At 57.2% G+C, this 24483-nt stretch carries 20 protein-coding genes; 18 read left to right on the top strand and 2 right to left on the bottom strand.

Features of this window, described 5'->3' with window-relative positions; translation table 11 throughout:
- Window positions 1-11: 11 nt before the first annotated feature.
- From hisB to coaA, 7 genes are read left to right on the top strand one after another with little or no spacing between them, the layout of a single operon-like run.
- Window positions 12-608, top strand: a complete 597-nt coding sequence (gene hisB / locus E8M78_RS02765) for an imidazoleglycerol-phosphate dehydratase HisB (RefSeq protein ID WP_137133611.1) — start codon at window positions 12-14, stop codon at window positions 606-608.
- Between the two features lie 17 nt (window positions 609-625).
- A complete protein-coding gene (locus E8M78_RS02770; protein WP_137133612.1) occupies window positions 626-1108 on the top strand; it encodes a DUF2628 domain-containing protein in 483 nt (160 codons plus the stop codon).
- On the top strand, window positions 1108-1758 hold the full coding sequence (hisH, locus tag E8M78_RS02775; RefSeq protein ID WP_137133613.1) for an imidazole glycerol phosphate synthase subunit HisH: 651 nt from the start codon (window positions 1108-1110) through the stop codon (window positions 1756-1758). Before E8M78_RS02770 ends, hisH begins: the two co-directional genes overlap by 1 nt.
- A gap of 2 nt (window positions 1759-1760) precedes the next feature.
- Window positions 1761-2504, top strand: coding sequence for a 1-(5-phosphoribosyl)-5-[(5-phosphoribosylamino)methylideneamino]imidazole-4-carboxamide isomerase (hisA, locus tag E8M78_RS02780; RefSeq protein ID WP_137133614.1), 744 nt, complete (start codon window positions 1761-1763; stop codon window positions 2502-2504).
- Window positions 2501-3277, top strand: coding sequence for an imidazole glycerol phosphate synthase subunit HisF (hisF, locus tag E8M78_RS02785; protein WP_137133615.1), 777 nt, complete (start codon window positions 2501-2503; stop codon window positions 3275-3277). The genes hisA and hisF overlap by 4 nt, the downstream gene beginning before the upstream one ends.
- Window positions 3278-3295: 18 nt before the next feature.
- A complete protein-coding gene (locus tag E8M78_RS02790; RefSeq protein WP_137133616.1) occupies window positions 3296-3619 on the top strand; it encodes a phosphoribosyl-ATP diphosphatase in 324 nt (107 codons plus the stop codon).
- On the top strand, window positions 3616-4608 hold the full coding sequence (gene coaA, locus E8M78_RS02795; RefSeq protein ID WP_137133617.1) for a type I pantothenate kinase: 993 nt from the start codon (window positions 3616-3618) through the stop codon (window positions 4606-4608). Before E8M78_RS02790 ends, coaA begins: the two co-directional genes overlap by 4 nt.
- A 62-nt stretch (window positions 4609-4670) precedes the next feature.
- Here coaA and arfB read toward each other — a convergent pair whose 3' ends face one another.
- Window positions 4671-5105: an alternative ribosome rescue aminoacyl-tRNA hydrolase ArfB gene (gene arfB / locus E8M78_RS02800; RefSeq protein ID WP_137133618.1), complete on the bottom strand. Its 435-nt coding sequence runs from the start codon at window positions 5103-5105 to the stop codon at window positions 4671-4673.
- Window positions 5106-5236: 131 nt separating this feature from the next.
- Window positions 5237-6847, bottom strand: coding sequence for a phosphoenolpyruvate carboxykinase (locus tag E8M78_RS02805; RefSeq protein ID WP_137133619.1), 1611 nt, complete (start codon window positions 6845-6847; stop codon window positions 5237-5239).
- A gap of 327 nt (window positions 6848-7174) precedes the next feature.
- Between E8M78_RS02805 and E8M78_RS02810 the strand changes: the two genes are divergently transcribed.
- From E8M78_RS02810 to addA, 11 genes are all read left to right on the top strand, one after another.
- Entirely contained in the window at window positions 7175-7900 is a 726-nt protein-coding gene (locus E8M78_RS02810) for a response regulator transcription factor (protein ID WP_137133620.1), read from the top strand.
- A 97-nt stretch (window positions 7901-7997) separates the two neighbouring features.
- On the top strand, window positions 7998-9806 hold the full coding sequence (locus E8M78_RS02815) for a sensor histidine kinase (RefSeq protein WP_137133621.1): 1809 nt from the start codon (window positions 7998-8000) through the stop codon (window positions 9804-9806).
- Window positions 9803-10294 (top strand): HPr kinase/phosphorylase, encoded by a 492-nt coding sequence (locus E8M78_RS02820; protein ID WP_137133622.1) that lies wholly within the window; start codon window positions 9803-9805, stop codon window positions 10292-10294. Before E8M78_RS02815 ends, E8M78_RS02820 begins: the two co-directional genes overlap by 4 nt.
- Before the next feature lie 108 nt (window positions 10295-10402).
- The gene (locus tag E8M78_RS02825) at window positions 10403-10804 is read left to right on the top strand and encodes a PTS sugar transporter subunit IIA (RefSeq protein WP_062557298.1); all 402 of its coding nucleotides are present in this window, start codon (window positions 10403-10405) and stop codon (window positions 10802-10804) included.
- Between the two features lie 8 nt (window positions 10805-10812).
- Window positions 10813-11088 (top strand): HPr family phosphocarrier protein, encoded by a 276-nt coding sequence (locus tag E8M78_RS02830; RefSeq protein WP_137133623.1) that lies wholly within the window; start codon window positions 10813-10815, stop codon window positions 11086-11088.
- A gap of 146 nt (window positions 11089-11234) precedes the next feature.
- A complete protein-coding gene (ahcY, locus tag E8M78_RS02835) occupies window positions 11235-12635 on the top strand; it encodes an adenosylhomocysteinase (protein ID WP_137133624.1) in 1401 nt (466 codons plus the stop codon).
- 311 nt (window positions 12636-12946) lie between these two features.
- Window positions 12947-15406, top strand: coding sequence for a PAS domain-containing sensor histidine kinase (locus E8M78_RS02840; protein ID WP_246658204.1), 2460 nt, complete (start codon window positions 12947-12949; stop codon window positions 15404-15406).
- Window positions 15403-16923 carry a tRNA (adenosine(37)-N6)-threonylcarbamoyltransferase complex ATPase subunit type 1 TsaE gene (gene tsaE, locus E8M78_RS02845; protein WP_137133626.1) on the top strand — a complete coding sequence of 507 codons (1521 nt, stop codon included), beginning with the start codon at window positions 15403-15405 and terminating at the stop codon, window positions 16921-16923. Before E8M78_RS02840 ends, tsaE begins: the two co-directional genes overlap by 4 nt.
- A 5-nt stretch (window positions 16924-16928) precedes the next feature.
- Entirely contained in the window at window positions 16929-17672 is a 744-nt protein-coding gene (locus tag E8M78_RS02850) for a nucleotidyltransferase family protein (protein WP_137133627.1), read from the top strand.
- Window positions 17673-17675: 3 nt separating this feature from the next.
- Window positions 17676-20876, top strand: a complete 3201-nt coding sequence (addB, locus tag E8M78_RS02855; RefSeq protein ID WP_137133628.1) for a double-strand break repair protein AddB — start codon at window positions 17676-17678, stop codon at window positions 20874-20876.
- Entirely contained in the window at window positions 20869-24426 is a 3558-nt protein-coding gene (addA, locus tag E8M78_RS02860) for a double-strand break repair helicase AddA (protein ID WP_137133629.1), read from the top strand. The genes addB and addA overlap by 8 nt, the downstream gene beginning before the upstream one ends.
- The last annotated feature ends 57 nt before the right edge of the window (window positions 24427-24483 follow it).

Genomic DNA, 24483 nt, shown 5'->3' on the forward strand with positions numbered 1-24483 from the left:
CGGTGAGTATAATGAGCGAACGCCGCGCTTCGATTTCGCGCAAGACCAACGAGACGTCCATTTCCGTCAGCGTCAATCTCGACGGAACCGGAACCTCTAAAATCTCGACGGGCATTGGTTTTTTCGACCACATGCTGGAGCAGCTGTCGCGACATTCGCTGATCGACATGGAGATCGACTGCAAGGGCGACCTGCATATCGACGATCACCATTCGGTAGAAGACACAGGCATTGCCATCGGCCAGGCGCTTTCCAAGGCACTCGGCGACCGGCGCGGGATTACCCGTTATGCCTCGCTCGATCTTGCCATGGATGAAACCATGACCAAGGCAGCGGTCGATCTGTCTGGTCGACCTTTCCTTGTCTGGAACGTCACCTTCACGTCGCCAAAGATTGGAACCTTCGATACGGAACTCGTGCGCGAGTTTTTCCAGGCGCTCTCGCAGAATGCAGGTATCACGCTGCATGTGCTGAACCATTATGGTGCCAACAGCCATCATATTGCGGAAACCTGCTTCAAGGCGGTGGCCCGCGTTTTGAGAACGGCAACGGAAATCGATCCGCGCCAGGCAGGCCGTGTTCCTTCCACAAAGGGTACACTTGTCTAGCGCAGTCAGGAGACTTCGTGACCAGCTATATCGTTCTGACGCCACCGGGTGGACCAGAGCCTGACCATCGCTCGACACAGTTCGTTGCTGACCGGATGGTGTGGACAGCGTTCGTTTTTCCTGGGTTTTGGCTGCTGTTCAACCGATGCTGGCTTTGGGGCATTGCCGCTCTGTTTGCGCAGTTTGCCGCTGGCTGGCTGGCTGATCGTCCCGGCCTGTTATATGCGGGAATGGCTGCGCAACTGGCCATCGCTCTCTTGATTGGCCTGGAAGGGCGGCAAATTCTGATCCGTACACTGATGCGCCGTGGCTGGGTTCTCGATACGGTCGTTACGGCGCAAGATCTCGCCACGGCGGAACATATCTACTTCGGCGGTCCGGCTGGCAATCAACGGACAACAACAACACCCAAGACCGACTGGACGAAACTTTCCGCGGAAGCTTCTCCCGCAGCCCAGTACGGACCGTCCTTTGGACTATTTGATACAGGAAGACGCTAATGCGCGTTGCAATCATTGACTACGGCTCAGGCAATCTGCGCTCTGCGACGAAAGCGTTTGAACGCGCCGCACGCGAGGCGGGCCTTGATGCCGAAATCTGCCTCACGGACAAACCGGATGCCGTGGCAAGTGCTGACCGGATCGTCCTGCCGGGCGTCGGAGCCTATGCCGACTGCCGGCGCGGCCTTGCCGCTGTTTCTGGAATGGAAGAGGCCCTTCGCGACGTTGTCGAGAATAGGGGCCATCCTTTCCTCGGCATTTGCGTCGGTATGCAATTGATGTCGACGCGTGGCCTGGAGAAGGAAACGACGCAGGGCTTGAACTGGATTTCAGGCGACGTGAAGGAAATGACGCCGTCTGATCCTACGCTGAAGATCCCACAGATCGGCTGGAACACACTAACGCTCAACCGGCCACATGCGCTGTTTGAAGGAATTCCCACCGGTCGAGACGGCTTGCATGCCTACTTCGTCCACTCCTACCATCTGGCGGCAGTGAAGCCGGAAGACGTGGTGGCGACCACAGATTACGGTGGTCCTATGACGGCTTTTGTTGCGCATGAAAACACCGCTGGCGCGCAATTCCACCCAGAAAAGAGCCAGACGCTGGGTCTGGCCCTGATTTCCAACTTCCTTCGCTGGATGCCCTGACGATGATCCTGTTTCCTGCCATCGACCTGAAAGATGGCCAATGCGTTCGCTTGAAGCTTGGTGATATGGACCAAGCGACGATTTACAATCCTGACCCTGCGGCCCAAGCCAAGGCTTTCGAAGATCAGGGCTTCGAATGGTTGCATGTGGTGGATCTGGATGGCGCCTTTGCGGGCGAAAGCCGAAATGGTTTCGCCATCGACGCCATTCTGAAGGCGACAAAGAACCCGGTTCAACTAGGCGGCGGTATCCGCACGCTCGATCATATCGAGGCATGGCTTTCGCGTGGCCTTACTCGTGTCATTCTAGGCACGGTCGCCGTTCGCAATCCCGCCCTTGTAATCGAAGCCTGCGAGAAGTTCCCCGGCCAGATCGCTGTCGGCATCGACGCCAAAGGCGGGAAAGTTGCAGTGGAAGGCTGGGCGGAAGCTTCTGAGCTCGGCGTTATTGAGCTAGCTAAAAAGTTCGAAGGCGCCGGTGTCGCAGCTATTATTTATACCGACATCGACCGCGACGGCATCCTGACCGGTATCAACTGGGAGTCGACCCTGCAACTGGCCGAAGCGGTGTCCATTCCGGTCATTGCCTCTGGCGGCCTTGCCTCGCTGGATGACATTCACCGGATGTTGAAGCCGGATGCGGCACGGCTGGAGGGCGCGATTTCTGGTCGCGCACTCTATGATGGCCGCATCGATCCTACCGAAGCACTCGCCCTTGTCCGTGCAGCCAAGGGAGGCCGCGCATGACCCTGAAGGCTCGTGTCATTCCTTGCCTGGATGTCAAAGACGGCCGCGTCGTCAAAGGCGTGAACTTCGTTGATCTGATCGACGCGGGCGATCCGGTAGAAGCGGCGAAGGCCTATGATGCCGCCGGTGCCGATGAGCTTTGCTTTCTCGACATCACGGCGTCTTCCGATAACCGCGATACCATTTTCGACGTTGTTGCACAGACGGCAGAACATTGCTTCATGCCGCTGACGGTGGGTGGCGGCGTGCGGGCGGTTGCAGACATCCGCAAGCTTCTGCTAGCAGGTGCCGATAAGGTATCGATCAATTCCGCTGCCGTGAAGAACCCGGATTTCGTGGCCGAGGCTGCTGACAAGTTTGGCAATCAGTGCATCGTTGTCTCCATCGATGCGAAGCGCGTGTCCGGCGAAGGAGAGACTCCCCGCTGGGAAATCTTCACGCATGGTGGACGGCAGGCAACGGGAATCGATGCGGTGGATTTCGCTATCCGCATGGTCGAAAAGGGTGCCGGTGAATTGCTGGTGACTTCCATGGATCGCGACGGAACCAAAAGCGGTTATGATCTGGCACTGACGCGCACCATTGCCGATGCGGTTCGTGTGCCGGTGATTGCTTCCGGCGGCGTCGGCAATCTCGATGACCTGGTGGCAGGTATCGCAGAGGGACATGCCACGGCGGTTCTTGCCGCCTCCATCTTCCACTTCGGCACCTATTCAATTGGTGAAGCCAAGCGATACATGGCCGATCATGGTATCGCCATGCGACTGGACTAAAGCTTAGGGGCCGTCACGATGAGCGGATTTTCTCTGTCCGACCTGGAAAAAATCATTGCAGAGCGCGCGAAGGCAGAGCCTTCGGAATCCTGGACAGCCAAGCTTGTGGCCGCCGGTCAGGAACGAGCCGCCAAGAAACTGGGCGAGGAAGCTGTTGAAACAGTGATCGCCGCCATACAGAACAATCGGCACGAACTTACATCAGAGGCGGCTGATCTTCTTTATCATCTATTGGTCGTATTGAAGATTGCAGGTATTCCGCTACAGGATGTACTGGAACAACTGCAACGTCGCACGGCTCAATCGGGCCTGCAAGAAAAGGCGAGCCGGAAGCCAACATGACGATCGCCACCCAGCCCCTCGGTTCAGATACGCCGGAAAGCAATCGCGAGACCAATTACTCGCCCTTCTTTCTGTTTACATCGGACGAATGGGCCCGCTTCCGTGCCGATACGCCGCTGACCCTGACCGCGGATGAAGTTCAACGACTACGTTCTTTGCATGATCCGATCGATCTCAACGAAGTTCGGCGGATCTACCTCTCGCTGTCGCGCCTGCTTTCAGCGCATGTAGAAGCCTCGCAGCTCCTGTTTCAGCAGCGAAACCGCTTTCTGAGCCTCTCGGATCAGGTGAAGACTCCCTTCGTGATCGGCATCGCTGGATCTGTGGCTGTCGGCAAATCCACTACGGCGCGCATTCTACAGGAGCTTCTGAAGCGCTGGCCATCCAGCCCGAAGGTGGATCTGATCACGACTGATGGTTTCCTGTTCCCGAACGCCGTTCTGAAGCGTGATAACCTTATGGAGCGTAAGGGTTTTCCGGAAAGTTATGACATTGGCGCGCTGCTACGGTTTCTTTCAGCGATCAAGGCCGGTGAACCCAATGTACCGGCACCGCGCTACTCTCACCTGACCTATGACGTCTTGCCGGATGAATTCACCATCGTTGATCGCCCCGACATTCTGATCTTCGAGGGTATCAACGTTCTGCAATCGCGCACCCTGCCAGCGGATGGCACCATCGTGCCGATGGTTTCCGACTTTTTCGATTTCTCGATCTATATCGATGCGGAGGAGTCGCTGATACACAACTGGTATGTCCAGCGCTTCATGCGCTTGCGTGAGACTGCGTTTCGCGATCCAAGTTCCTACTTCAAGCGCTACGCCTCGATTGATACGGATGCTGCGCTCGAGATTGCCGAAGGCCTTTGGCAGAACATTAACTTGAAGAACTTGCGACAGAATATTTTGCCGACCCGACCACGGGCCGATCTCATCCTGCGCAAGGGAAGCAATCATCTCGTTGAAACTGTATCACTACGCAAACTGTAGATGATCCATCGGTTGCGATCAAAATCAATCGTAGGGTATCAATCGCGGCTTTAAATCCTGCATTATTCGCCGCTGGGGCGACCACGCATTTTCTTGACCTCGGAACGTCCTGATTTCTCTTTCAGTCGACGCTCGATGGCTCCCTTACTTGGCTTGGTTTTCCGGCGTGGCGGCGGCGGCGGTTTCGCAGCTTCCAGCAGAAGCTCTTTCAACCGTTCGCGGGCATCTTCCCGGTTCCGATCCTGACTGCGGAAGCGGTTTGCCTCGATAATCAGGACACCTTCCTTGCTGAGGCGGCGTCCCGCAAGCTTGGTGGCATTTTCCTTGATCCGATCTGGGAGCGAAGGCGAACCCAACAGATTGAAGAAGAGCTGAACAGCCGTTGAAACCTTGTTGACGTTCTGACCGCCGGGCCCACCCGCCAGCACGAATTGCTCCGTCAGTTCCCATCCGGCAATCGTGATACGACTATTGATGATAAGGGGATCGCTGGCCATGACTGTCTCCGACCCCTCTATTCCATAAAGCCTGACAAAAAGAAACCGCCGGCGCGAGGCACCGGCGGTTCTGGGTAAGCTCATCAGTTCATTGAACGTCAGGCTTCACCAGCCGTCCCACAGGTCTGTTCTTACTCGGCGGCGGCAAGAACACCCGGAGCGGCATCCCGGACTTTGCTATCGACATGGTTTTCGAACTTGGCGAAGTTATTGATGAACATGGCCACCAGCTTCTTGGCCTGCGCGTCATAGGCTGCACCATCAGCCCAGGTCGAGCGCGGATCAAGGATCGCGGTTTCTACACCTGGAACTTCAACAGGAACCTGGAAACCGAAGTTCGCGTCAGTGCGGAATTCGGCCTTCTTCAGCTCACCATTTAGAGCAGCGGTCAACAGAGCGCGGGTTGCCTTGATCGGCATACGGCGACCAATGCCGTAGGCACCACCGGTCCAGCCGGTGTTGACCAGCCAGCAATCGACTTCGTGCTTGGCGATCAGATCGCGCAGCAGGTTGCCGTATTCGGTTGGGTGACGCGGCATGAAAGGTGCACCGAAGCAGGTGGAGAAGGTTGCTTCCGGTTCCGTTACGCCCTTTTCCGTACCGGCAACCTTGGCGGTGTAGCCGGAAAGGAAGTGGTACATGGCCTGCTCGGGTGTGAGCTTGGCAATCGGCGGCATGACACCGAAGGCATCCGCTGTCAGCATGATGATTGTCTTCGGATGCGGAGCAATGCCCGTTGCCGATGCATTCGGGATGAAGTGCAGCGGATAGGCGCTACGGGTGTTTTCCGTCAGCGATGCATCGTCGAAGTTCGGAACGCGATTTTCATCTAGGACAACGTTCTCCAGAACCGTGCCGAAGCGGCGGGTTGCTGCGTAGATTTCCGGCTCGGCCTCCGCCGAAAGACGGATAGCCTTGGCGTAGCAGCCACCTTCGAAGTTGAAGATGCCGTTCTCACCCCAGCCGTGCTCGTCGTCGCCGATGAGCGTGCGGTTCGGATCGGCAGAAAGTGTTGTCTTGCCAGTACCCGACAGGCCGAAGAAGACAGCCGAGTCACCCTCTGCGCCGACATTGGCGGAGCAGTGCATAGGCATGACATTCTTCTGCGGCAGAAGGTAGTTCAAAACAGTGAAGACTGACTTCTTGTTCTCACCTGCGTAGGACGTACCGCCGATGAGGACGAGGCCATTGGTCAGGTCACAGGCAATTACCGTTTCCGAACGGCAACCATGGCGGGCTGGATCGGCGCGGAAGCTCGGCAGGTTGATGATCGTCAGCTTCTGCTGAAAGGTCGGCAGGGTCGAACGATCCGGACGGATCAGCAAGTTACGGATGAAGAGGCCATGCCAGGCAAGTTCCGTGACAACGCGGGTCGGCAGGGCGTTATCGCGATCGGCGCCGCCGATGAGATCCTGGACATAGAGCGTCTTGCCCTTTGCGTGAGCGAGCATGTCCTGACGCAACAATTCAAAATGCTCCGGAGACAAAGGCTTGTTGTTGTCCCACCAGATCGTTGCTTCGGTATTGGCGTCACGAACAACAAACTTGTCCTTCGGGGAGCGGCCGGTGTGTTGACCAGTCACGGCACGCAGCGCGCCATCGACTGTCAGCTCCGCTTCGCCATTGCGAAGAGCTGCCTCATACAGTTCGCTTTCATTAAGGTTATAGTTGACGCGTGAAGCACCAACCAGCCCGAGGGCTTCAATGCCATTCGACGGATTAAAGGTTCCGTGCTGCTCCATGACGCGTTTTCCTTCAGCCATGTTGACGTTTGAGTGACGCTAGCCACGATTTTTTAAAAAGAGCAAGGGTAGAATCTTGAAAAAATCAATAAAATCATACAATTAATCGATTTAAAGAATTTTTTTGTTTTTTAAATCGGTTTGAATACGTATGACTTTTGGATAATCGGAGCAGGTTTCAAACTTAGCTAAAATTGCAGCCGAACGAGACCCTTTATCTTTGCCACAATTTGTTCCACCTTTATCCTCAAACACATGCTGACCGGAGCAAAAGCTCGGCTGGGCCACAATCCAGGAGAAGCGTGTAGTATGGCGGAGACAGAGAAAATGCAGACGATTGCCCTGGTAGATGACGACCGAAATATCCTGACCTCAGTGTCAATCGCGCTGGAAGCCGAGGGATACCGGGTTGAAACCTACACCGATGGTGCGTCTGCGCTCGACGGTCTTTTGGCAAGGCCGCCCCAGCTGGCCATATTCGATATCAAGATGCCCCGCATGGATGGAATGGAACTTCTGCGTCGCTTAAGGCAGAAATCCGACCTTCCGGTGATCTTTCTGACATCGAAAGACGAAGAGATAGACGAATTGTTCGGCCTGAAAATGGGAGCGGATGACTTCATCACCAAACCATTTTCGCAGAGGCTTCTTGTCGAGCGTGTCAAAGCAATCCTGCGCCGCGCCAGTGCTCGCGAAGGAGCCTCTGTCGCGGGAGCGACACCCAAATCGGCCGCAGATCAAGCAGCCCGTACGCTGGAACGTGGACAGCTGGCAATGGACCAGGAGCGCCATACCTGCACATGGAAGGGTGAACCCGTGACATTGACCGTCACCGAATTCCTGATCCTGCATTCGCTGGCCCAGAGACCAGGTGTGGTCAAGAGCCGCGACGCTTTGATGGATGCGGCCTATGATGAGCAAGTCTATGTGGATGACCGCACGATCGACAGTCACATCAAGCGGCTTCGCAAGAAGTTCAAAATGGTCGATACGGATTTCGACATGATCGAAACGCTCTACGGCGTCGGCTACCGCTTCCGTGAAGCTGCCTGACCGGCGCATCCAGGCCGATGCCCCTGCCATAACGGATGCGGAGCGGTTATAAGGCACGAATCGACGTGATGACTGCCCGCGGGTACAGTTGCGTCCGATGGCCTCTGGAAAGGACCTGGCCTTGGCCGAACAGACATTTCACACCCGCGAGCCCGATGAGGCCGAGCGCGATACGCCGCGCCCGGCGCGGCGGGTATGGACGCATCCATTTACGCTGATCCGGCGCATTTTCGGCAACGCCGTCTTTTCAAGCCTTACACGTCGTATCCTGTTCTTTAACATCGCGGCGACCGTGGTGCTGGTTGCCGGCATCCTTTACCTGAACCAGTTCCGCGAGGGGCTGATCGATGCGCGCGTCGAGAGCCTTCTGACCCAGGGCGAAATCATTGCCGGTGCCATTTCAGCCTCGGCTTCCGTCGATACGAATTCGATCACCATCGATCCGGAAAAGCTTCTGGAGTTGCAGGCTGGGCAAAGCATTACACCGGTCCCGAACGATGAGGATCTAGAATTTCCGATCGACCCAGAGCGGGTCGCACCGGTGCTGCGCCGCCTCATCTCACCCACCAGAACCCGCGCCCGTCTTTTTGACGCTGATGCGAACCTGCTGCTCGATTCACGTCACCTCTACTCGCGCGGCCAAGTGCTTCGGTATGAACTTCCGCCCGTCGAAGGGGAATCCCAGACCTGGCCGGAATGGCTGACCAGCCAGTTCAATCGGTTACTTCAACCGGGTAATCTGCCAGCCTATCGGGAAGCTCCAGGCGGTGATGGTTCAATCTATCCGGAAGTGATGAATGCGTTGACGGGCGTGCGGGGGGCCGTGGTACGCGTCACTGACAAGGGCGAACTCATCGTCTCTGTCGCCGTTCCCGTCCAGCGCTTCAGGGCTGTTCTCGGCGTCCTGCTGCTTTCGACACAGGCGGGTGATATCGACAATATCGTGCATGCGGAACGTCTCGCTATCATGCGCGTCTTCGGGGTCGCAACGCTCGTCAACATCCTCTTGTCCCTCCTTCTCTCGTCCACGATCGCAAATCCGCTTCGTCGCCTGGCGGCAGCGGCCATTCGCGTTCGCCGTGGGGTGAAGCAGCGTGAGGAAATTCCGGATTTTTCCGCGCGTCAGGACGAAATCGGCAATCTCTCGATAGCGCTTCGCGACATGACAAATGCGCTTTACGACCGCATTGACGCTATCGAAAGCTTCGCTGCCGATGTCAGCCACGAGCTGAAGAACCCTCTCACCTCGCTCCGAAGTGCCGTCGAAACGCTGCCCCTGGCGAAGACGGAAGAATCCAAACAACGCCTGACCAATATCATCTTTCATGACGTACGCCGCCTGGACCGGTTGATTACCGATATCTCCGATGCTTCGCGTCTTGATGCGGAACTGGCTCGCTCGGATGCGGCACCGGTGGATATGGAGGCGCTCGCTGGTAACCTCGTCGAGATCTCTCGCCAGATCCGTAGCGGACGCAAGCCGGTCGACATTGAACTCATCGTCGACCACAAGCCGGGCGCCAAGAGTGTCTATCGCGTCCACGGTCACGATCTTCGCCTCGGACAGATCATTACCAACCTGATCGAAAATGCGCGTTCCTTTGTGCCGGACAAGGATGGACGGATTACCGTTAAACTCTTCAAGAGCCGTAGCCGATGCATCGTTCAGGTGGATGACAATGGTCCAGGCATCCGGGCAGAAGATATCGATCGAATCTTCGAACGGTTCTATACGGACCGACCCGAAGGCGAAAGTTTTGGCCAGAACTCGGGTCTCGGTCTGTCCATCAGTCGCCAGATCGCTGAGGCCCATGGCGGTACGTTGAAGGCTGAGAATCTGATGGAAGGCACGACCGTCACCGGAGCCCGCTTCACGCTGTCGCTGCCAATGGGAGAGACCTCGTGACAGCAGGGGATTCGTTCAACCTGCATGCAACGGCAATCGTGATCGGAACGCGCGGTCTGCTTCTGACCGGCCCCTCCGGAAGCGGAAAGACAAGTCTTGCCCTTTCGCTTCTGCAGCATGCGGCGAGCTTGAAAGCTTACGCGGCTTTCATCAGCGATGATCAGGTCTTTATCGAGCGGCATGCCGATGAGATCCATGCCATTTGTCCACCCTCGATCACGGGGCTGATCGAGGTTCGCGGCACCGGTATCGGTCGCCTGCGAAGCATAGAGCGCGCGCCGTTGCACCTTGCCATTCAAGTTCTAGCAGACCACGTCGAGGAGCGTCTGCCGCCGGAAGACGAAGTGCTTGATCTTGGTGTCTGTGGATCCTTGCCGGTGATGCGCCTGCGGCATGATCATCCGGCTCCGCTGATCGTTTTGGCAGCAGTTCGACCGGAATTTTGTCAGGAAAGTCCGTTCCGCGAGCTCTCCTTGCTTGATTTTTAGCTTGCACTTCGTTGTGACATGGACAAGATGGCTTCCCACCGCCCTGGGTTTGTTGCAGTGCAAAAATTGAACCATGGACGATATTGTGTAGTGGGGGAAGAACTCAACATGATCGGACTTGTGCTTGTCACCCATGGCAAGCTGGCCGAGGAATTCCGACATGCTCTGGAGCATGTCGTCGGTCCTCAGAAAAACATTGAGACCGTTTGTATCGGTCCGGAAGACGATATGGACAGAAGGCGTCAGGATATCATGGACGCCGTTGAGAAGGTCGATTCAGGTTCCGGCGTCATCATCCTTACGGATATGTTCGGCGGCACTCCTTCCAATCTGTCCATCTCCGTTATGAGCAGTGGCAAGACCGAAGTCATTGCGGGCATGAACTTGCCGATGCTGATCAAGCTCGCAGGCGTTCGTGGCGACAACGACATGCAGAAGGCTCTAGTCGAGGCTTCCGATGCCGGCCGCAAATACATCAACGTGGCAAGCCGTGTCCTGAGCGGCAAGTGAAAGGCTCCATGTCGTCCATTACGCGAGAATTGCTCATCATCAACAAGCGTGGTCTGCATGCGCGCGCTTCCGCCAAGTTTGTTCAGATGGTTGAAGGTTTCGATGCCAACATCGAAGTTTCGAAAGATGGCATGACAGTCGGTGGCACCTCGATCATGGGATTGATGATGCTGGCTGCAAGCCCCGGCTGTACGATCGCAGTCAGCGCCAGCGGCGTTCAGGCCGAGGCTGCCATCGAGGCTCTTGCCCGTCTGGTCGAGGATCGTTTCGGCGAAGAGATGTAATCATATAAAGACTTCTTTATATCCTTATTGCTAGTTTTGTGGAACCCTGCTACATGGCAGGCAGCACTGTCGACTTGCGAAGGTCGGCCCAACCCCTTGCTGGTCGCCGATTTGGGGCAGACCGAAAGCAGAGCTGGAGACCCACAATGAGCACTGAAAAAGACTATATCGTCGCTGACATTGCGCTTGCCGATTTCGGCCGCAAGGAACTGAACATTGCCGAGACCGAAATGCCGGGCCTGATGGCCTGCCGCGCTGAGTTTGGTGAAACGAAGCCCCTCAAGGGCGCGCGGATTTCTGGATCGCTGCACATGACGATCCAGACAGCTGTCCTGATCGAAACACTGAAAGTTCTCGGAGCAGATGTCCGCTGGGCCTCCTGCAACATCTTTTCGACCCAGGATCACGCTGCAGCTGCGATCGCAGCTGCCGGCATCCCGGTCTTCGCCGTCAAGGGCGAAACCCTGACCGAATACTGGGAATATACCGACAAGATCTTCCAGTGGACCGATGGCGGTGTCTCCAACATGATCCTGGACGATGGCGGCGATGCCACCATGTACATCCTGTTGGGTGCTCGTGCCGAAGCTGGCGAGAATGTTCTTTCCAATCCGGGTTCGGAAGAAGAAGAGATCCTGTTCGCTCAAATCAAGAAGCGTCTCAAGGCATCTCCCGGCTGGTTCACGAAGCAGCGCGAAGCAATCAGGGGCGTGACGGAAGAAACGACGACAGGCGTTCATCGTCTGTATGAACTTGCCAAAAAGGGCCTCCTGCCCTTCCCGGCCATCAACGTCAACGATTCGGTCACCAAATCGAAATTCGACAACAAGTACGGCTGCAAGGAATCTCTGGTGGATGGCATCCGCCGTGCGACCGACGTGATGATGGCTGGCAAGGTCGCCGTTGTCTGCGGCTACGGCGACGTGGGCAAGGGCTCTGCGGCTTCGCTGGTCGGCGCTGGTGCTCGCGTCAAGGTCACGGAAGTGGATCCAATCTGCGCGCTGCAGGCTGCTATGGATGGCTTTGAAGTGGTTCAGCTGGAAGATGTCGTCTCCTCCGCCGACATCTTCATCACCACGACCGGCAACAAGGACGTCATCCGCATCGAGCATATGCGCGAAATGAAGGATATGGCCATCGTCGGTAATATTGGACACTTCGATAACGAGATTCAGGTCGCATCGCTTCGGAACCTCAAGTGGACCAACATCAAGCCACAGGTTGACATGATCGAGTTCCCGAAGGGCAACCGCATGATCCTGCTTTCGGAAGGGCGTCTACTGAACCTTGGCAATGCGACCGGCCATCCGTCTTTCGTCATGTCTGCCTCGTTCACCAACCAGGTTCTGGGTCAAATCGAACTGTTCACGAAGACCGATGAGTACAGGCCAGGCGTCTATATCCTGCCGAAGCATCTGGACGAAAAGGTTGCCCGGTTACACCTGGCTAAGCTTGGCGTGAAACTGACCGAGCTTTCCGAAGAGCAGGCCGCCTATATTGGCGTGTCGAAGCAAGGCCCCTTCAAGGCTGAGCACTACAGGTACTGATCTCGCATCATATATCCACAGGATCCTGAAGCCGCGGAATTGACATTCCGCGGCTTCTTTTTTGCCTGTCGCCCTTTGCCCCAATTTCCGAAGCAGATATTGTTTCAAGACTTGATTCGTGGGGACCACAAGTCTCACGCGGGCCGGGATGTCTTGTCGACGATGCGGCACATGGACGGAGACAGACCTGAATGAAGACGAGGAATTTAGCCTCACGCAAGGCTGTTGGCGCAAACGATGACGTTACGCGAACGTCTCGAGGTGAATGGAAGCGCATGGCTGGACAGTGGCAGAAATCAGGAGCATCTGGCATGCGCCGCTTCTACAACGGATTCCGGCTTGGCCTGGCGAGCACAGCGCTTTCCGGCTTCGCTGGGGCAGCGCTCGCGCAGGAACGCATTCTTCCCACAGGTCGTCTGTTCTCGTCCTCGGAGGTTATCTTCTCGTCACTTGCCATTGGCGCCATCGCGGCGGCACTGCTTTCAACCATCTGGCTGATGCGTCAGAAAGGCAATCTGGAAGCGGAAAGCCAGGAGATACGCGGTGCGCTTTCCGACGCACAACAGCGTATTTCGAAATATGAAGCCCTGATCGCCGACAAGAACCGCCGCATCGTCATCTGGGAGGCGGGTCCTTCGCGGCCGGAAATTCTTGGCCAACTTCCAACGGAAACGGGCGCGCCGGCAGATGACCGTGAATTTCTGGCATTTGGCAAGTGGATCCGCGCCCACTCCGCAGTCGAGCTCGAACGGGGCATCGAGACCTTGCGTTCCGATGGCCGCACATTCGATCTGGTGGTCGAAACGCAACGTGACGAGATTCTGGAAGTTCAGGGGCGTGTTTCCGGGGGCAAGGCATTCGTGCGCTTCATCGCTCTGAACAATCTCAGGGCGGAGCTTGCGGAACTCAAGATCGAGCGGGAACGGCTCGTGTCTTCCATGAACCTCTTCCAGTCGCTTCTGGATGCTCTGGAGCAGCCGGTCTGGCACCGCGATGCCGAAGGCAAACTTGCATGGGTAAACCATGCCTATGGCGATGCTGTAGAGGCTTCCAGTCCGGCGCAGGCCGTGCGTGAAAGCCGCGAGTTTCTCGGTACGATCGCGCGCGAACAGATTCGGGCAGTCGCAACACCAACCTCGCCGTATCATGATCGCATTTCGACCGTCGTTCGCGGTAACCGGACACTGTTCGAAGTCGTGGACGTCGTTGCGTCTGCCGGTTCTGCCGGCATGGCAATCGATGTGACGGAAGCCGAAGCCATCCGTGCGGAACTGGCCCGCACCCTGACAAGCCACGCGGAAACGCTCGATCATCTGGCCACGCCCGTCGCCATTTTCGATCGGGAGCAGCGCCTGCAATTCTATAATCAGGCTTTCGTCCGCCTGTGGGATCTCGAACTTGGCTTCCTTGAAAGCCATCCAGACCATAACGAACTGCTCGACAAGCTGCGCAGCCGCAACAAACTTCCGGAGCAGTTGAACTGGCGGAACTGGAAGGAGCAGGTTCTCTCTGTCTATCGTGCGCTCGATACGCAGACGAACAGATGGCATCTGCCAAACGGCCAGACGCTCCAGGTCATTGCGACCGCACATCCGCAGGGCGGCGTGACCTGGGTCTTCGAGAATTTGACCGAGCAGGTGGATCTTGAGACCCGCTACAATACGCTGGTCAAAGTGCAGGGCGAGACAATCGATCATCTCGCCGAGGGCGTCGCTGTGTTCGGTCCGGATGGTCGCATTCGCCTGTCAAACCCGGCATTCCGCGCACTCTGGGGTATCACGGAAGAACAGACAAAGCCCGGCACGCATATCAAGGCAATAGAAGCTGCCTGCGCTGTGGAATACGAAAAGCCTGACGGCTGGCGGCTCTTCGGCCAGATGCTGACGAATTTTGACGATGAGCGTCCGTCGCTACAAGGTACATTCGAACTGACTTCCGGCATCGTTCTCGACTATGCCGTCATCCCGCTTCCCAATGCACAAACCATGCTGACCTTCGTCAACATGACGGACAGTGCGCGGGCCGAGCGGGCACTGAAAGAAAAGAACGAGGCACTCCGCAAGGCGGATGAACTGAAGAACGATTTCGTTCAGCACGTTTCCTATGAGCTACGCTCGCCACTGACGAACATCATCGGCTTCACCGATCTCTTGAAAACGCCAGGAATCGGGCCTTTGAACGAACGCCAGTCGGAATATGTGGATCACATTTCCACCTCTTCGTCAGTGCTTCTCACCATCGTCAACGATATTCTCGATCTTGCCACCGTCGATGCCGGAATCATGGAGCTGAGCTACAGCGACGTTGTGCTTGATGACCTGCTGGACGATGTCGCCATGCAGATCGCCGACCGGCTTAACGAGAACAGTGTGATGCTCGAGATTGTCGCGCCTCGCGGCATGGGCAGCATCGTGGCAGATCAACAGCGCCTTAAGCAGATCCTGATCAAGCTGATTACCAATGCTGCAAATTTTGCACCGGAAGGGTCAACCATCACGTTGAGCAGCTGGCGCGAAGGCCTGAACGTCTATTTCTCTGTGGCCGATAACGGGCCAGGTATCCCGGAAGAGGTTCTGCCGACGGTGTTTAATCGCTTCTCCAGCGGCAAGGGCGGCAAGCGCAGCGGCGCAGGCCTTGGCCTCTCCATCGTCGAGAGCTTTGTGCATCTGCACAAAGGCGATGTGAAGATCGACAGCAAGCCGGGCGTCGGCACCACCGTCACCTGCCGTATTCCGAGCGCCGTCTATGCTCGTTCCGTCGCGGCCGAATGAGCAGCGCATCCGTGATCTCTCTGCTTTTGCAAAGCGAGGCGGAAACGATCCGGCTCGGAGAAGATTTGGCGCTGGCGCTCAAGCCCGGTGACTGCCTGTGCCTGTCAGGCGACCTCGGAGCCGGTAAATCGACGCTGGCTAGAGCCTTTATCCGTGCCATGGCGGAAGATTCCGAGCTTGAGGTCCCCAGCCCGACATTTACTCTGGTCCAGAGCTATGACCTGCGCATCCCCATCGCTCATTTCGATCTCTATCGTCTTGCAGACGGATCCGAACTCGACGAACTGGGGTTCGACGAGGCGCTCTCTGATGGCATCTGTCTCGTCGAATGGCCGGAAATGGCCGATGCGGAGCTGCCGAAGGATCGCATTCGCCTCATTCTGATGCATGAAGACGCAGGACGACGTGTCCAGATCACCGGCTCCGACCCTGCCATAGCGCGGATCAGCCGCGCCCTGTTTATCCGGCAGTTTCTGACAACGCACGGCTATGCCGACGGACAACGGCGGTATCTGACAGGTGATGCCTCTTTACGCGCTTATGAAACGCTCCTTTGCCAGGATGGCAGGCGATACATCCTCATGGACTGGCCACGCAGACCGGATGGCCCTCCCGTGCTGGATGGCAAGCCCTATCCGAAAGTCGCGCATCTGGCGGAAGAGGTTCTACCCTTTGTCGCGATTGCGCAGTATCTGCGCAACATAGGATTGCGCGCGCCGGATATCGTGGCCAGCGATTTCGATAGCGGTCTGCTTCTTCTGGAAGATCTTGGCCAAAGCGGCGTTCTGGACGATGGCGGAAAGCCAATCACTGAACGCTATATGGCGTCCGTCGACTGTCTGGCCCATCTGCATCATCAGGCGGTGCCAACGATTATTGCCGTCGACCCGCAGCACCAACATCAGGTTCCGCCATTCGATCCTGTTGCAATGAAGATCGAGACGCGTTTGTTGATCGATTGGTATCTGCCCTGGAAGAATGGTGGCGTACAGGCCACCGATATCCAACGGGAAAGCTATTCTCGTGTCTGGGACGGATTGATCGCAGAGCTTGGTGATTGCGAGCGGCATCTTCTGCTGAGAGACTATCACTCGCCCAATTTTATCTGGCAGGCGCACGAGGAAGAATTGCGCCGGGTCGGCCTCATCGATTTTCAGGACGCGATGATCGGACCAACCGCCTATGATGTGGCGTCTCTCGTACAGGACGCGCGCGTGGATATTCCTTCAACGTTGGGCGATGCCCTTCTGGCACACTATCTCCGACTTCGCCATACGCAGGGAAATTTCAACGAGACCAGTTTCCTCAAGGCCTTCGCCATCATGTCCGCGCAGCGGAATTGCAAGCTGGCAGGCATATGGGTTCGCTTGAAGGAGCGTGACGGGAAACCGGGATATCTGAAGCATATGCCTAGAACGCTTCGCTATCTCGCTGCGGTTCTCAAACATCCCGTTCTTGCGCCGCTCAGGCAATGGATGGCACAAGCAGGGATCGACGTCAGCGAATCACGGACCTGATCCTTATGACTATCCAGAACGCGATGGTACTGGCCGCCGGGCTTGGCACTCGCCTTCGCCCGATTACCGACAGAATGCCCAAACCGCTTGTGCCCGTGGGCGGTCGCCCCATGATCGACTATGTGCTGGACAGTCTGGCGGAAGCGGGTGTGACCAAGGTTTCGATCAACGTGCATCATCATGCGGATCAGATGCTGGCGCATCTGGCGAAGCGCATGGACATGGAAATTCTGATCTCGGACGAGCGGGACCGGTTGATGAACAATGGCGGCGGCCTCGTCAAAGGGCTGAAGCTGTTACCGGACGGTCCTGTGGTCGTTATGAATGCCGACCTCTTCTGGGTTGGTGAGCCAGAAAACAAACTCTCCAATCTGCGCGAGCTGATCCGGTTCTTCGATCCCGAACGCATGGATATGGCCATGCTGTGCGTGACCCTGGAGCAAGCTATCGGCCACGATGGAAAGAAGGACTTCAATCTGGATGCCGAGGCACGGCTCACGCGGTATTCCGAAGGCGATCCAACGCCGGTCGTCTATGCCGGCGCTTTCGTCGTTGATACGGCCTTCTTTGCCGACGCGCCAGATGAACCATTCAACCTGAACATCTATTTCGACAAAGCCATTCGCAACGGTCGGCTTTTCGGCACGATGCTTAAAGGAAGCTGGATCACGGTTGGCTCTCCCGACGGGCTGGAGGCTGCGGAACGGTTTCTCGGGACAAGGCAGCCGATCGCGTCCGAAGTAGGTTGACCCATGGAAGCGCGGCATAGAAAACGGGTCCTAACCGTTCCTCCGGCGGCGCCATTCCTGAGAACGGTAGCATCAGCGCTCTGTGAGGGGCGCGTGCTAGACAGCTTCCGCTACGAGACAAGCGATCCGCTTGCGCTCGCCAAGGTCACCCTTTACGTGCCAACCCGACGCGCGGCGCGTGTTCTTCGTTCCGAGTTCGTGGATTACCTCGGCGGTCAATCGGCTATTTTGCCAGTCATTCGCCCCTTAGGTGAAACCGATGACGATAGCGGTCTATTCGATCTAACGGCACCGGAAGAGATGGATCTCGCCATGCCGATCAGTGGCACACAAAGACTGCTGGAACTGGGCCGGTTGATTCTGGCATGGCGCAATGCACTTCCACAGGCGGTGATGGATGTTCACCAAACCTCTCCGCTTGTGGCACCGGCAAGTCCTGCGGATGCTATTTGGCTGGCACGCTCGCTGGTCGAACTCATCGATGCGATGGAGACAGAAGACAGAGATTGGAGCGATCTCGACAGATTGCGGACAACCGAGCATTCGCTGTGGTGGCAACTTTCCGCCGAATTTCTGAAGATCGCCAGCCAGTTCTGGCCCGCGAGATTGGAGGAGTTGAAGCGCTCCTCCCCTGCCCGCCATCAGGCTGCGGTCATCAACGCGGAAGCAAGACGCATCGCCATACGCCAGCATGATGGACCGGTCATCGTCGCGGGGTCGACGGGCTCCGTTCCGGCCGCCGCCAATCTCATAGCGGCGATTGCCGGACTTCGAAACGGTGCCGTCGTTCTACCAGGCCTGGACCGATCCATGCCGGATGATCAATGGGCGATGCTGGGGCTGGGCGACCTTGCGGGAAGGCCGGACCCGGCAAGCAGGAGCCATCCTCAATACGGATTTCACCGGCTCTTGCGCAAGCTGGAGCTGGACCGCTCCGATGTCATCGAACTGGGCAAGGCACCCGGCGATCTTGAATGTCGCAACCTGTTACTCTCGCAAGCTCTTGCCCCAGCCGATGCAACAGACAGCTGGAACCGCTGGCGCAAGGAGGCAGCGCCAGAAATGGTGGAAGAGGCCTTCTCTCGCGTAGCGCTCATCGAAGCGGCAAACGAGCGGGAAGAGGCTGCCGCCATTGCAATCGCATTGCGCCTTGCACTTGAGAAGCCGGGACTGGATGGCCAGTCGCAGGTGGCCCTGATTACACCTGACAGAGCGTTGGCACGTCGAGTCACGGCGGAACTGCAGCGCTTCGGCATTACCGCCGACGACACAGCCGGTACGCCTCTTTCCGCCACATCTCAGGGTACGTTTCTAACGGTGCTTTTGCAGGCCGTTCTTTTGCCGGGAGATCCCGTTGCGATCACGTCGCTTCTAAAGCATCCGCTGGCCCGGTTCGGCATGCCGGATGCGGCTAGAAACACGGCTGGAGATGCGGTTGAACTCTTTGCCCTGCGCGGAGGACTGGAAAAACCGGACATCACTGCTCTTGCCACGCTTGTCGACGCCGGGATCAGTTCACATGAAGCGGGACGACATCCAAAGCAGTGGCGGCTCTCGCTCAGCGAAGACGCCACAGACCTCGCCAGAAGTCTCTCGGACAAAATCCAGAAAGCCGTCGATCCGCTTGCCAGCGCAGTACAACCACCCCGAATGGACGGCAGGCGATTTACGGATCGGTTGACGCTGTCCGATTGGGCAGAACGCACCGGCAGGGCGCTTGAAGCAGCGGCGATGTCCGAAACCGGCGACCTGAGCATGCTCTGGCTGGGTGAAGCCGGGGAGCGGCTCGCCTCATTGCTGTCCGACATCATGACGACCGATGGTCAGATTGAAGCTGACGGACAACAGTGGATCGATATCCTGGCAGCGCTGATGGCAAGTCAGGCAGTCAAGCCTCGCTCGCTCGCCCATCCGCGGGTGTTCATCTACGGCACCATGGAATCACGCCTGCAGCGAGCCGATACAGTCGTGATCGGCGGCATGAATGAGGGATCGTGGCCTAGCCAATCCACCAATAATCCGTTTTTGTCCCGCAGTATGAAGTCTGATATCGGTCTGGAGCCACCCGAGCGCAGAACGGGGCAATTGGCGCATGACTTCATTATGGCCAACGGCACGCGGGATCTGATCTATACCCGATCGCTGAGGCAGGGCGGGGCGCCAACCGTGGCCTCTCGCTGGTTGCAACGTTTGCTGGCTCTTGGAGGCAAGTCGCTCAAGGCACAAATGCTCTCCCGAGGGGAAGACTATCGCTGTTGGGCGCAGATGATAGACGACACACCAGCCGGGGAAGGTCAGTCGTTAGGGCGGCGTCCTGCTCCCAAGCCACCGGCTGAACTACAGCCGACGAAGTATTCCTTCAGCGAAGTGGGGCGGCTGCGCAGAGATCCGTATTCAATCTATGCCAGGCGCATACTGCGGTTGGATCCACTCGATGGCTTTAACCAGGAGCCCGGTGCCGCCGAGCGCGGAACACTGTATCACCGGATCATTGAACGGTTTGTCAAGGCAGCACCGGCAAGTCACGAAGCAGCACTCGTGATGGACAATCTGATCAGCGAAGAGTTCGCCACTGCCCGGTTACCACTGTATATCGATCAGGTCTGGCGGCCTCGATTCCGCGAGGTTGCCCGCGCCTTCATTCGCTGGCACGACCGGCGAGCACCCGATGTCAGGCGGACCTATACGGAGCTTGCAGCGGGCTACGAGATACCAGAGGCTGGAATTCGCCTGACGGGGATAGCCGACCGTATCGATATCAAGGGCAATGGTCACGCCGACATCATCGATTACAAGACGGGTCTGAGCCCAACTGTTTCGCAGGCACGGGCGCTGCTTGACCCGCAATTACCTTTGGAGGCCGCGGCTTTACAGGCCGGTGCTTTCAGGGGCTTGGGACAAGTCTTGCCTGACGATCTTCTCTATGTGCGTCTTCGACCCGGCGAACGTTTCACGTGCGACAAAGTCAATAATGAGGGCGCGAAGGAAACGGCCCGGACCAAGCCGAAATCAGCCTTCGAACTTGCCAGCGACTCGATTACTCAATTGGCTGCCTTTGTAACTCGTTTGCGCGATGGCGATGTCGGGTTCGCATCACGGCTCATTCCCTTCCAGCAGGGCGATTTTGGAGGAGAGTACGATCATCTGGCGCGCGTTGCCGAGTGGTCTACCGCCGATGCAGAGGAGGCTGATGGGGATGAGTGAGACCGATCTTCTCAGCCTCGATACAGATCCGCAGACATGGCTGAGCTGGACTGCCCGTCAGCAGGCGCTTGCCTCATCGCCCACGAGTTCTGCCTGGGTGTCCGCCAATGCCGGTTCCGGCAAGACGCATGTGCTGACGCAGCGGGTCATTCGTCTGCTTTTGTCCGGTTGCCGCCCGTCCGCCATTCTGTGCCTGACCTATACCAAGGCGGCTGCATCCGAAATGTCCAACCGCGTCTTCCAGCGTCTGGGCGAGTGGGCGGTGCTGACGGACAATGATCTGGCGCAGCGTATCGAGGCGATCGAAGGTGAATACCCCGATGCGATCAAGTTGGCTGAAGCGCGACGGCTATTCGCCAAGGCGCTGGAAACGCCAGGCGGCCTGAAAATCCAGACTATTCACGCCTTTTGCGAGGCGCTTCTTCACCAGTTTCCTTTGGAGGCCAATGTCGCAGGCCACTTCTCAGTGCTGGACGACGCGTCCGCTCAGGCTTTGCTGGCAGAAGCCAAACGATCCCTTTTGACGGCGACGTCCTTGGAAGCAGGAAGCAACCTGGCCAATGCCTTTACGCATGTGCTTGATCTTGGCGATGAAAGCGGGCTGGAAACTCTTCTCTCCGATATTGTCGCGAACCGTGGCGCATTGCGCCAGTTTCTGGCTGAGGCCGAAAAGGCTGGAGGTATTGAACGAGCCTTGAGAGCCGGTTTCGGTCTCGACGCCTCTGAGACGGAAGACAGCATTCTCGCTGATTATTGGCCCATTCCCAGCTTGGCGGATGGACGGCTGACGACCTATCTGGAACTGGCGCAATCCGATAAGGGCGGGGCGAAATCGTCCGAAGCGGCCTATCTCCTTCAGCAAGTGGCTGAGGTGAGGGATTCTGCGGAACGTGCCCGCCTTCTGGATCAAGTATTCCTGACGCAAGCGGGCAAACCCAAGGCTGATACATCGCTTTTCACAAAGAAAATGACAGCAGCGGCGCCTGGCCTGGAACTCTGGATGGCCGAGGCGCGTGATCATGTGGTGACGCTGCGCGATCGTCTGAGCCTAGTCCGGATGCTAAGGGCAACACTTGCGGCACTTACGCTGGCGATGCGGCTCGATGAAGATTACGAAGAATTGAAGCGTCGGCGCAGCCTTCTGGATTTCGAAGACCTGATTACCCGTGCGGCCCAGCTTCTGGCGCGCGAAGGTGTGGGCGCTTGGGTTCATTACAAGCTGGACCAGGGAATTGACCACATTCTCGTTGATGAGGCACAGGACACGAGCCCTGTTCAGTGGAGCATTATCCAGTCTCTGGCAGAGGATTTCTTTACTGGCGAAAGCGCAAGACCGGGTACGCGTACCATTTTCGCGGTGGGCGATGAAAAGCAGTCGATCTATTCCTTCCAAGGGGCGCGACCGGAACGTTTCGCCGAGGAGCGAATGCAGACGCAAAAGCGGGTGATCCGCAGTGGGCAAATATTCAACTCCGTCCGCTTGCCCCTCTCCTTCCGCTCCACGGCCGATGTCCTGAGCGCTGTCGATCAGGTGTTTTCAATTCCCGTTCATGCCAAAGGCCTGAGCGCCGAGGGCGAACCGGTCATCCATAGGTCGAACCGCATCGGGCATGCCGGATCTGTCGACCTATGGGAAACGGTCATTCCCGAACAGAGCGACCTTGAGGAAGACTGGACGGCACCGTTCGATTCGACACCCGATCAGGCACCCGCTGCTATTCTTGCAGCACGCATCGCGCATCACATCGGTGAGATGGTTGGCCGACAAACGATCATTGAGGAGGGCAAGACACGGCTGATCGAACCGGGTGACATCCTGGTGCTGGTTCGAAAGAGAGACGCTTTCGTCAATGCGCTGACGCGTGCGCTCAAGCGGCGGGGGAGCATCCCAGTGGCTGGTGCCGATCGTCTGCGCCTCACCAGTCATATCGCCGTACAGGATCTGATCGCGCTTGCCCGCTTTGTCTTGCAGCCGCATGACGATCTCTCTTTGACTGCCGCACTCAAAAGCCCGATCTTCAACCTGACGGAAGACCAGATCTTCGAGCTTGCTGCCCTGCGTAGCGAGACAGAGAGCGTGTGGAAGCATCTGAACGACCTCGCGGACAGCGCAGATCTCTCTCTTTCAGGCGTGCGAGATCGGCTGTCCCGCTATCGGGCTCTATCGACCGAGCATACGGCGCATGATTTCTTTGCTCGGATTCTCGGGGCTGATGGAGGTCGCAAACAGTTCCTATCCCGGCTCGGCAGCGAAGCCGGCGATGTTCTCGACGAATTCCTGTCCCTTGCGCTCAGTCATGAGGACAAGTCCTTGCCCGGACTGCAAAGCTTCATCTCAACGCTCGAAGCGGACGCTCCAGAAATCAAGCGCGAGCAGGATAGCGGTCGCAACGAAGTGCGCATCATGACGGTGCATGCCTCCAAGGGACTGGAAGCGCCAATCGTCTTTCTGGTGGACAGCGGTTCAAAAGCCTTTATCTCCTCGCACGTTCCTCGCTTCCGCTTCCTTAAACTCAACAGCAAGGACATTCCCGCCTGGGTTCCGCTCAAGTCGCTGGCAAACGCCCTGACGGTTCAGGATGATGCTCGCCTGAAGGACGCTGCGGAAGAGGAGTATCGACGGCTGCTCTATGTCGGCATGACACGAGCTGCTGACCGTCTGGTGATCTGCGGCTACCGAGGCAAGCATGAGAACGATGAGAGCTGGCAGGCCATGGTCAGGCAGGCGCTCAGCAAAGACGAAACACGGTGCACACAGACAGCGTTTTCAGGTCCAGATGGAGATTGGAACGGTTACCTCTGGCGCGAGTCTGGAATTGTTCTCGACGTGCCCGGACAAATGAAATCGGAATCTGAACAGGATGCACGTCCGAGCTCCCTGCCTTCCGAGCTTTTCAAGCCACTACCACCACATCGCCCGCTACCCCGGCCATTGAGCCCATCCGGGGCGGGCATCATGATTGAGGATGAGGATGGCGAGGCTCCATTCGTTTCGCCGCTATTTGGAGAGAAAGAGGCCAGCAATCTGGCATTGCAAAAAGGTTTGCTGACCCATCGCATGCTCCAGATGCTGCCCAACCTTCCGCGCGAAGATTGGGATAAAGCGGCATTACGCTATCTCGAACGGGCCGCTTACTTTTGGCCGAAAGAAGAGCGGCAATCTCTCCATCATTCGGTGCTGGCTGTTCTCCGCGAACCAGCATTGGCACCCTTGTTTTCTGAAAAGGCTCAAGCAGAAGTCTCCATCATGGGAACTCTTTCCATGAACGGGCGCGACTATGCGGTCTCGGGACGTATCGACCGCTTGGCAATAGGGCCGGACGGAGAGGTGATCGTTCTGGATTACAAGACGAACCGATTCGTGCCGCGAAGTGAGGAAGAGGTCGCTTTTGCCCATCGCGCCCAACTCGCTATCTACCGTGAAATTCTCAAACCGCTGTATCCAGGTCATAGAATTTCCTGCGTGCTGGTCTATACGGAGACAGCAAAAGTCATCACGCTTTCCACTGATGCGATTGAACGATCCCTTGCCGAACTGCGAACAAAGTGAGAGATCAGGATTGAATTTCAGGACCGCACACATCACATTGTGCACAATAGAAATGCT

It is taken from the genome of Rhizobium sp. FKY42, from assembly GCF_005222835.1.
Lineage (GTDB): Bacteria > Pseudomonadota > Alphaproteobacteria > Rhizobiales > Rhizobiaceae > Neorhizobium.

Coding starts and splice junctions, on each gene's coding strand:
- hisB (WP_137133611.1), top strand. CDS start 12: ATGAGCGAACGCCGCGCTTCGATTTCGCGCAAGACCAACGAGACGTCC.
- hisH (WP_137133613.1), top strand. CDS start 1,108: ATGCGCGTTGCAATCATTGACTACGGCTCAGGCAATCTGCGCTCTGCG.
- hisA (WP_137133614.1), top strand. CDS start 1,761: ATGATCCTGTTTCCTGCCATCGACCTGAAAGATGGCCAATGCGTTCGC.
- hisF (WP_137133615.1), top strand. CDS start 2,501: ATGACCCTGAAGGCTCGTGTCATTCCTTGCCTGGATGTCAAAGACGGC.
- E8M78_RS02790 (WP_137133616.1), top strand. CDS start 3,296: ATGAGCGGATTTTCTCTGTCCGACCTGGAAAAAATCATTGCAGAGCGC.
- coaA (WP_137133617.1), top strand. CDS start 3,616: ATGACGATCGCCACCCAGCCCCTCGGTTCAGATACGCCGGAAAGCAAT.
- arfB (WP_137133618.1), bottom strand. CDS start 5,105: ATGGCCAGCGATCCCCTTATCATCAATAGTCGTATCACGATTGCCGGA.
- E8M78_RS02805 (WP_137133619.1), bottom strand. CDS start 6,847: ATGGAGCAGCACGGAACCTTTAATCCGTCGAATGGCATTGAAGCCCTC.
- E8M78_RS02810 (WP_137133620.1), top strand. CDS start 7,175: ATGCAGACGATTGCCCTGGTAGATGACGACCGAAATATCCTGACCTCA.
- E8M78_RS02815 (WP_137133621.1), top strand. CDS start 7,998: ATGGCCTCTGGAAAGGACCTGGCCTTGGCCGAACAGACATTTCACACC.
- E8M78_RS02825 (WP_062557298.1), top strand. CDS start 10,403: ATGATCGGACTTGTGCTTGTCACCCATGGCAAGCTGGCCGAGGAATTC.
- E8M78_RS02830 (WP_137133623.1), top strand. CDS start 10,813: ATGTCGTCCATTACGCGAGAATTGCTCATCATCAACAAGCGTGGTCTG.
- ahcY (WP_137133624.1), top strand. CDS start 11,235: ATGAGCACTGAAAAAGACTATATCGTCGCTGACATTGCGCTTGCCGAT.
- E8M78_RS02840 (WP_246658204.1), top strand. CDS start 12,947: ATGCGCCGCTTCTACAACGGATTCCGGCTTGGCCTGGCGAGCACAGCG.
- tsaE (WP_137133626.1), top strand. CDS start 15,403: ATGAGCAGCGCATCCGTGATCTCTCTGCTTTTGCAAAGCGAGGCGGAA.
- E8M78_RS02850 (WP_137133627.1), top strand. CDS start 16,929: ATGACTATCCAGAACGCGATGGTACTGGCCGCCGGGCTTGGCACTCGC.
- addB (WP_137133628.1), top strand. CDS start 17,676: ATGGAAGCGCGGCATAGAAAACGGGTCCTAACCGTTCCTCCGGCGGCG.
- addA (WP_137133629.1), top strand. CDS start 20,869: ATGAGTGAGACCGATCTTCTCAGCCTCGATACAGATCCGCAGACATGG.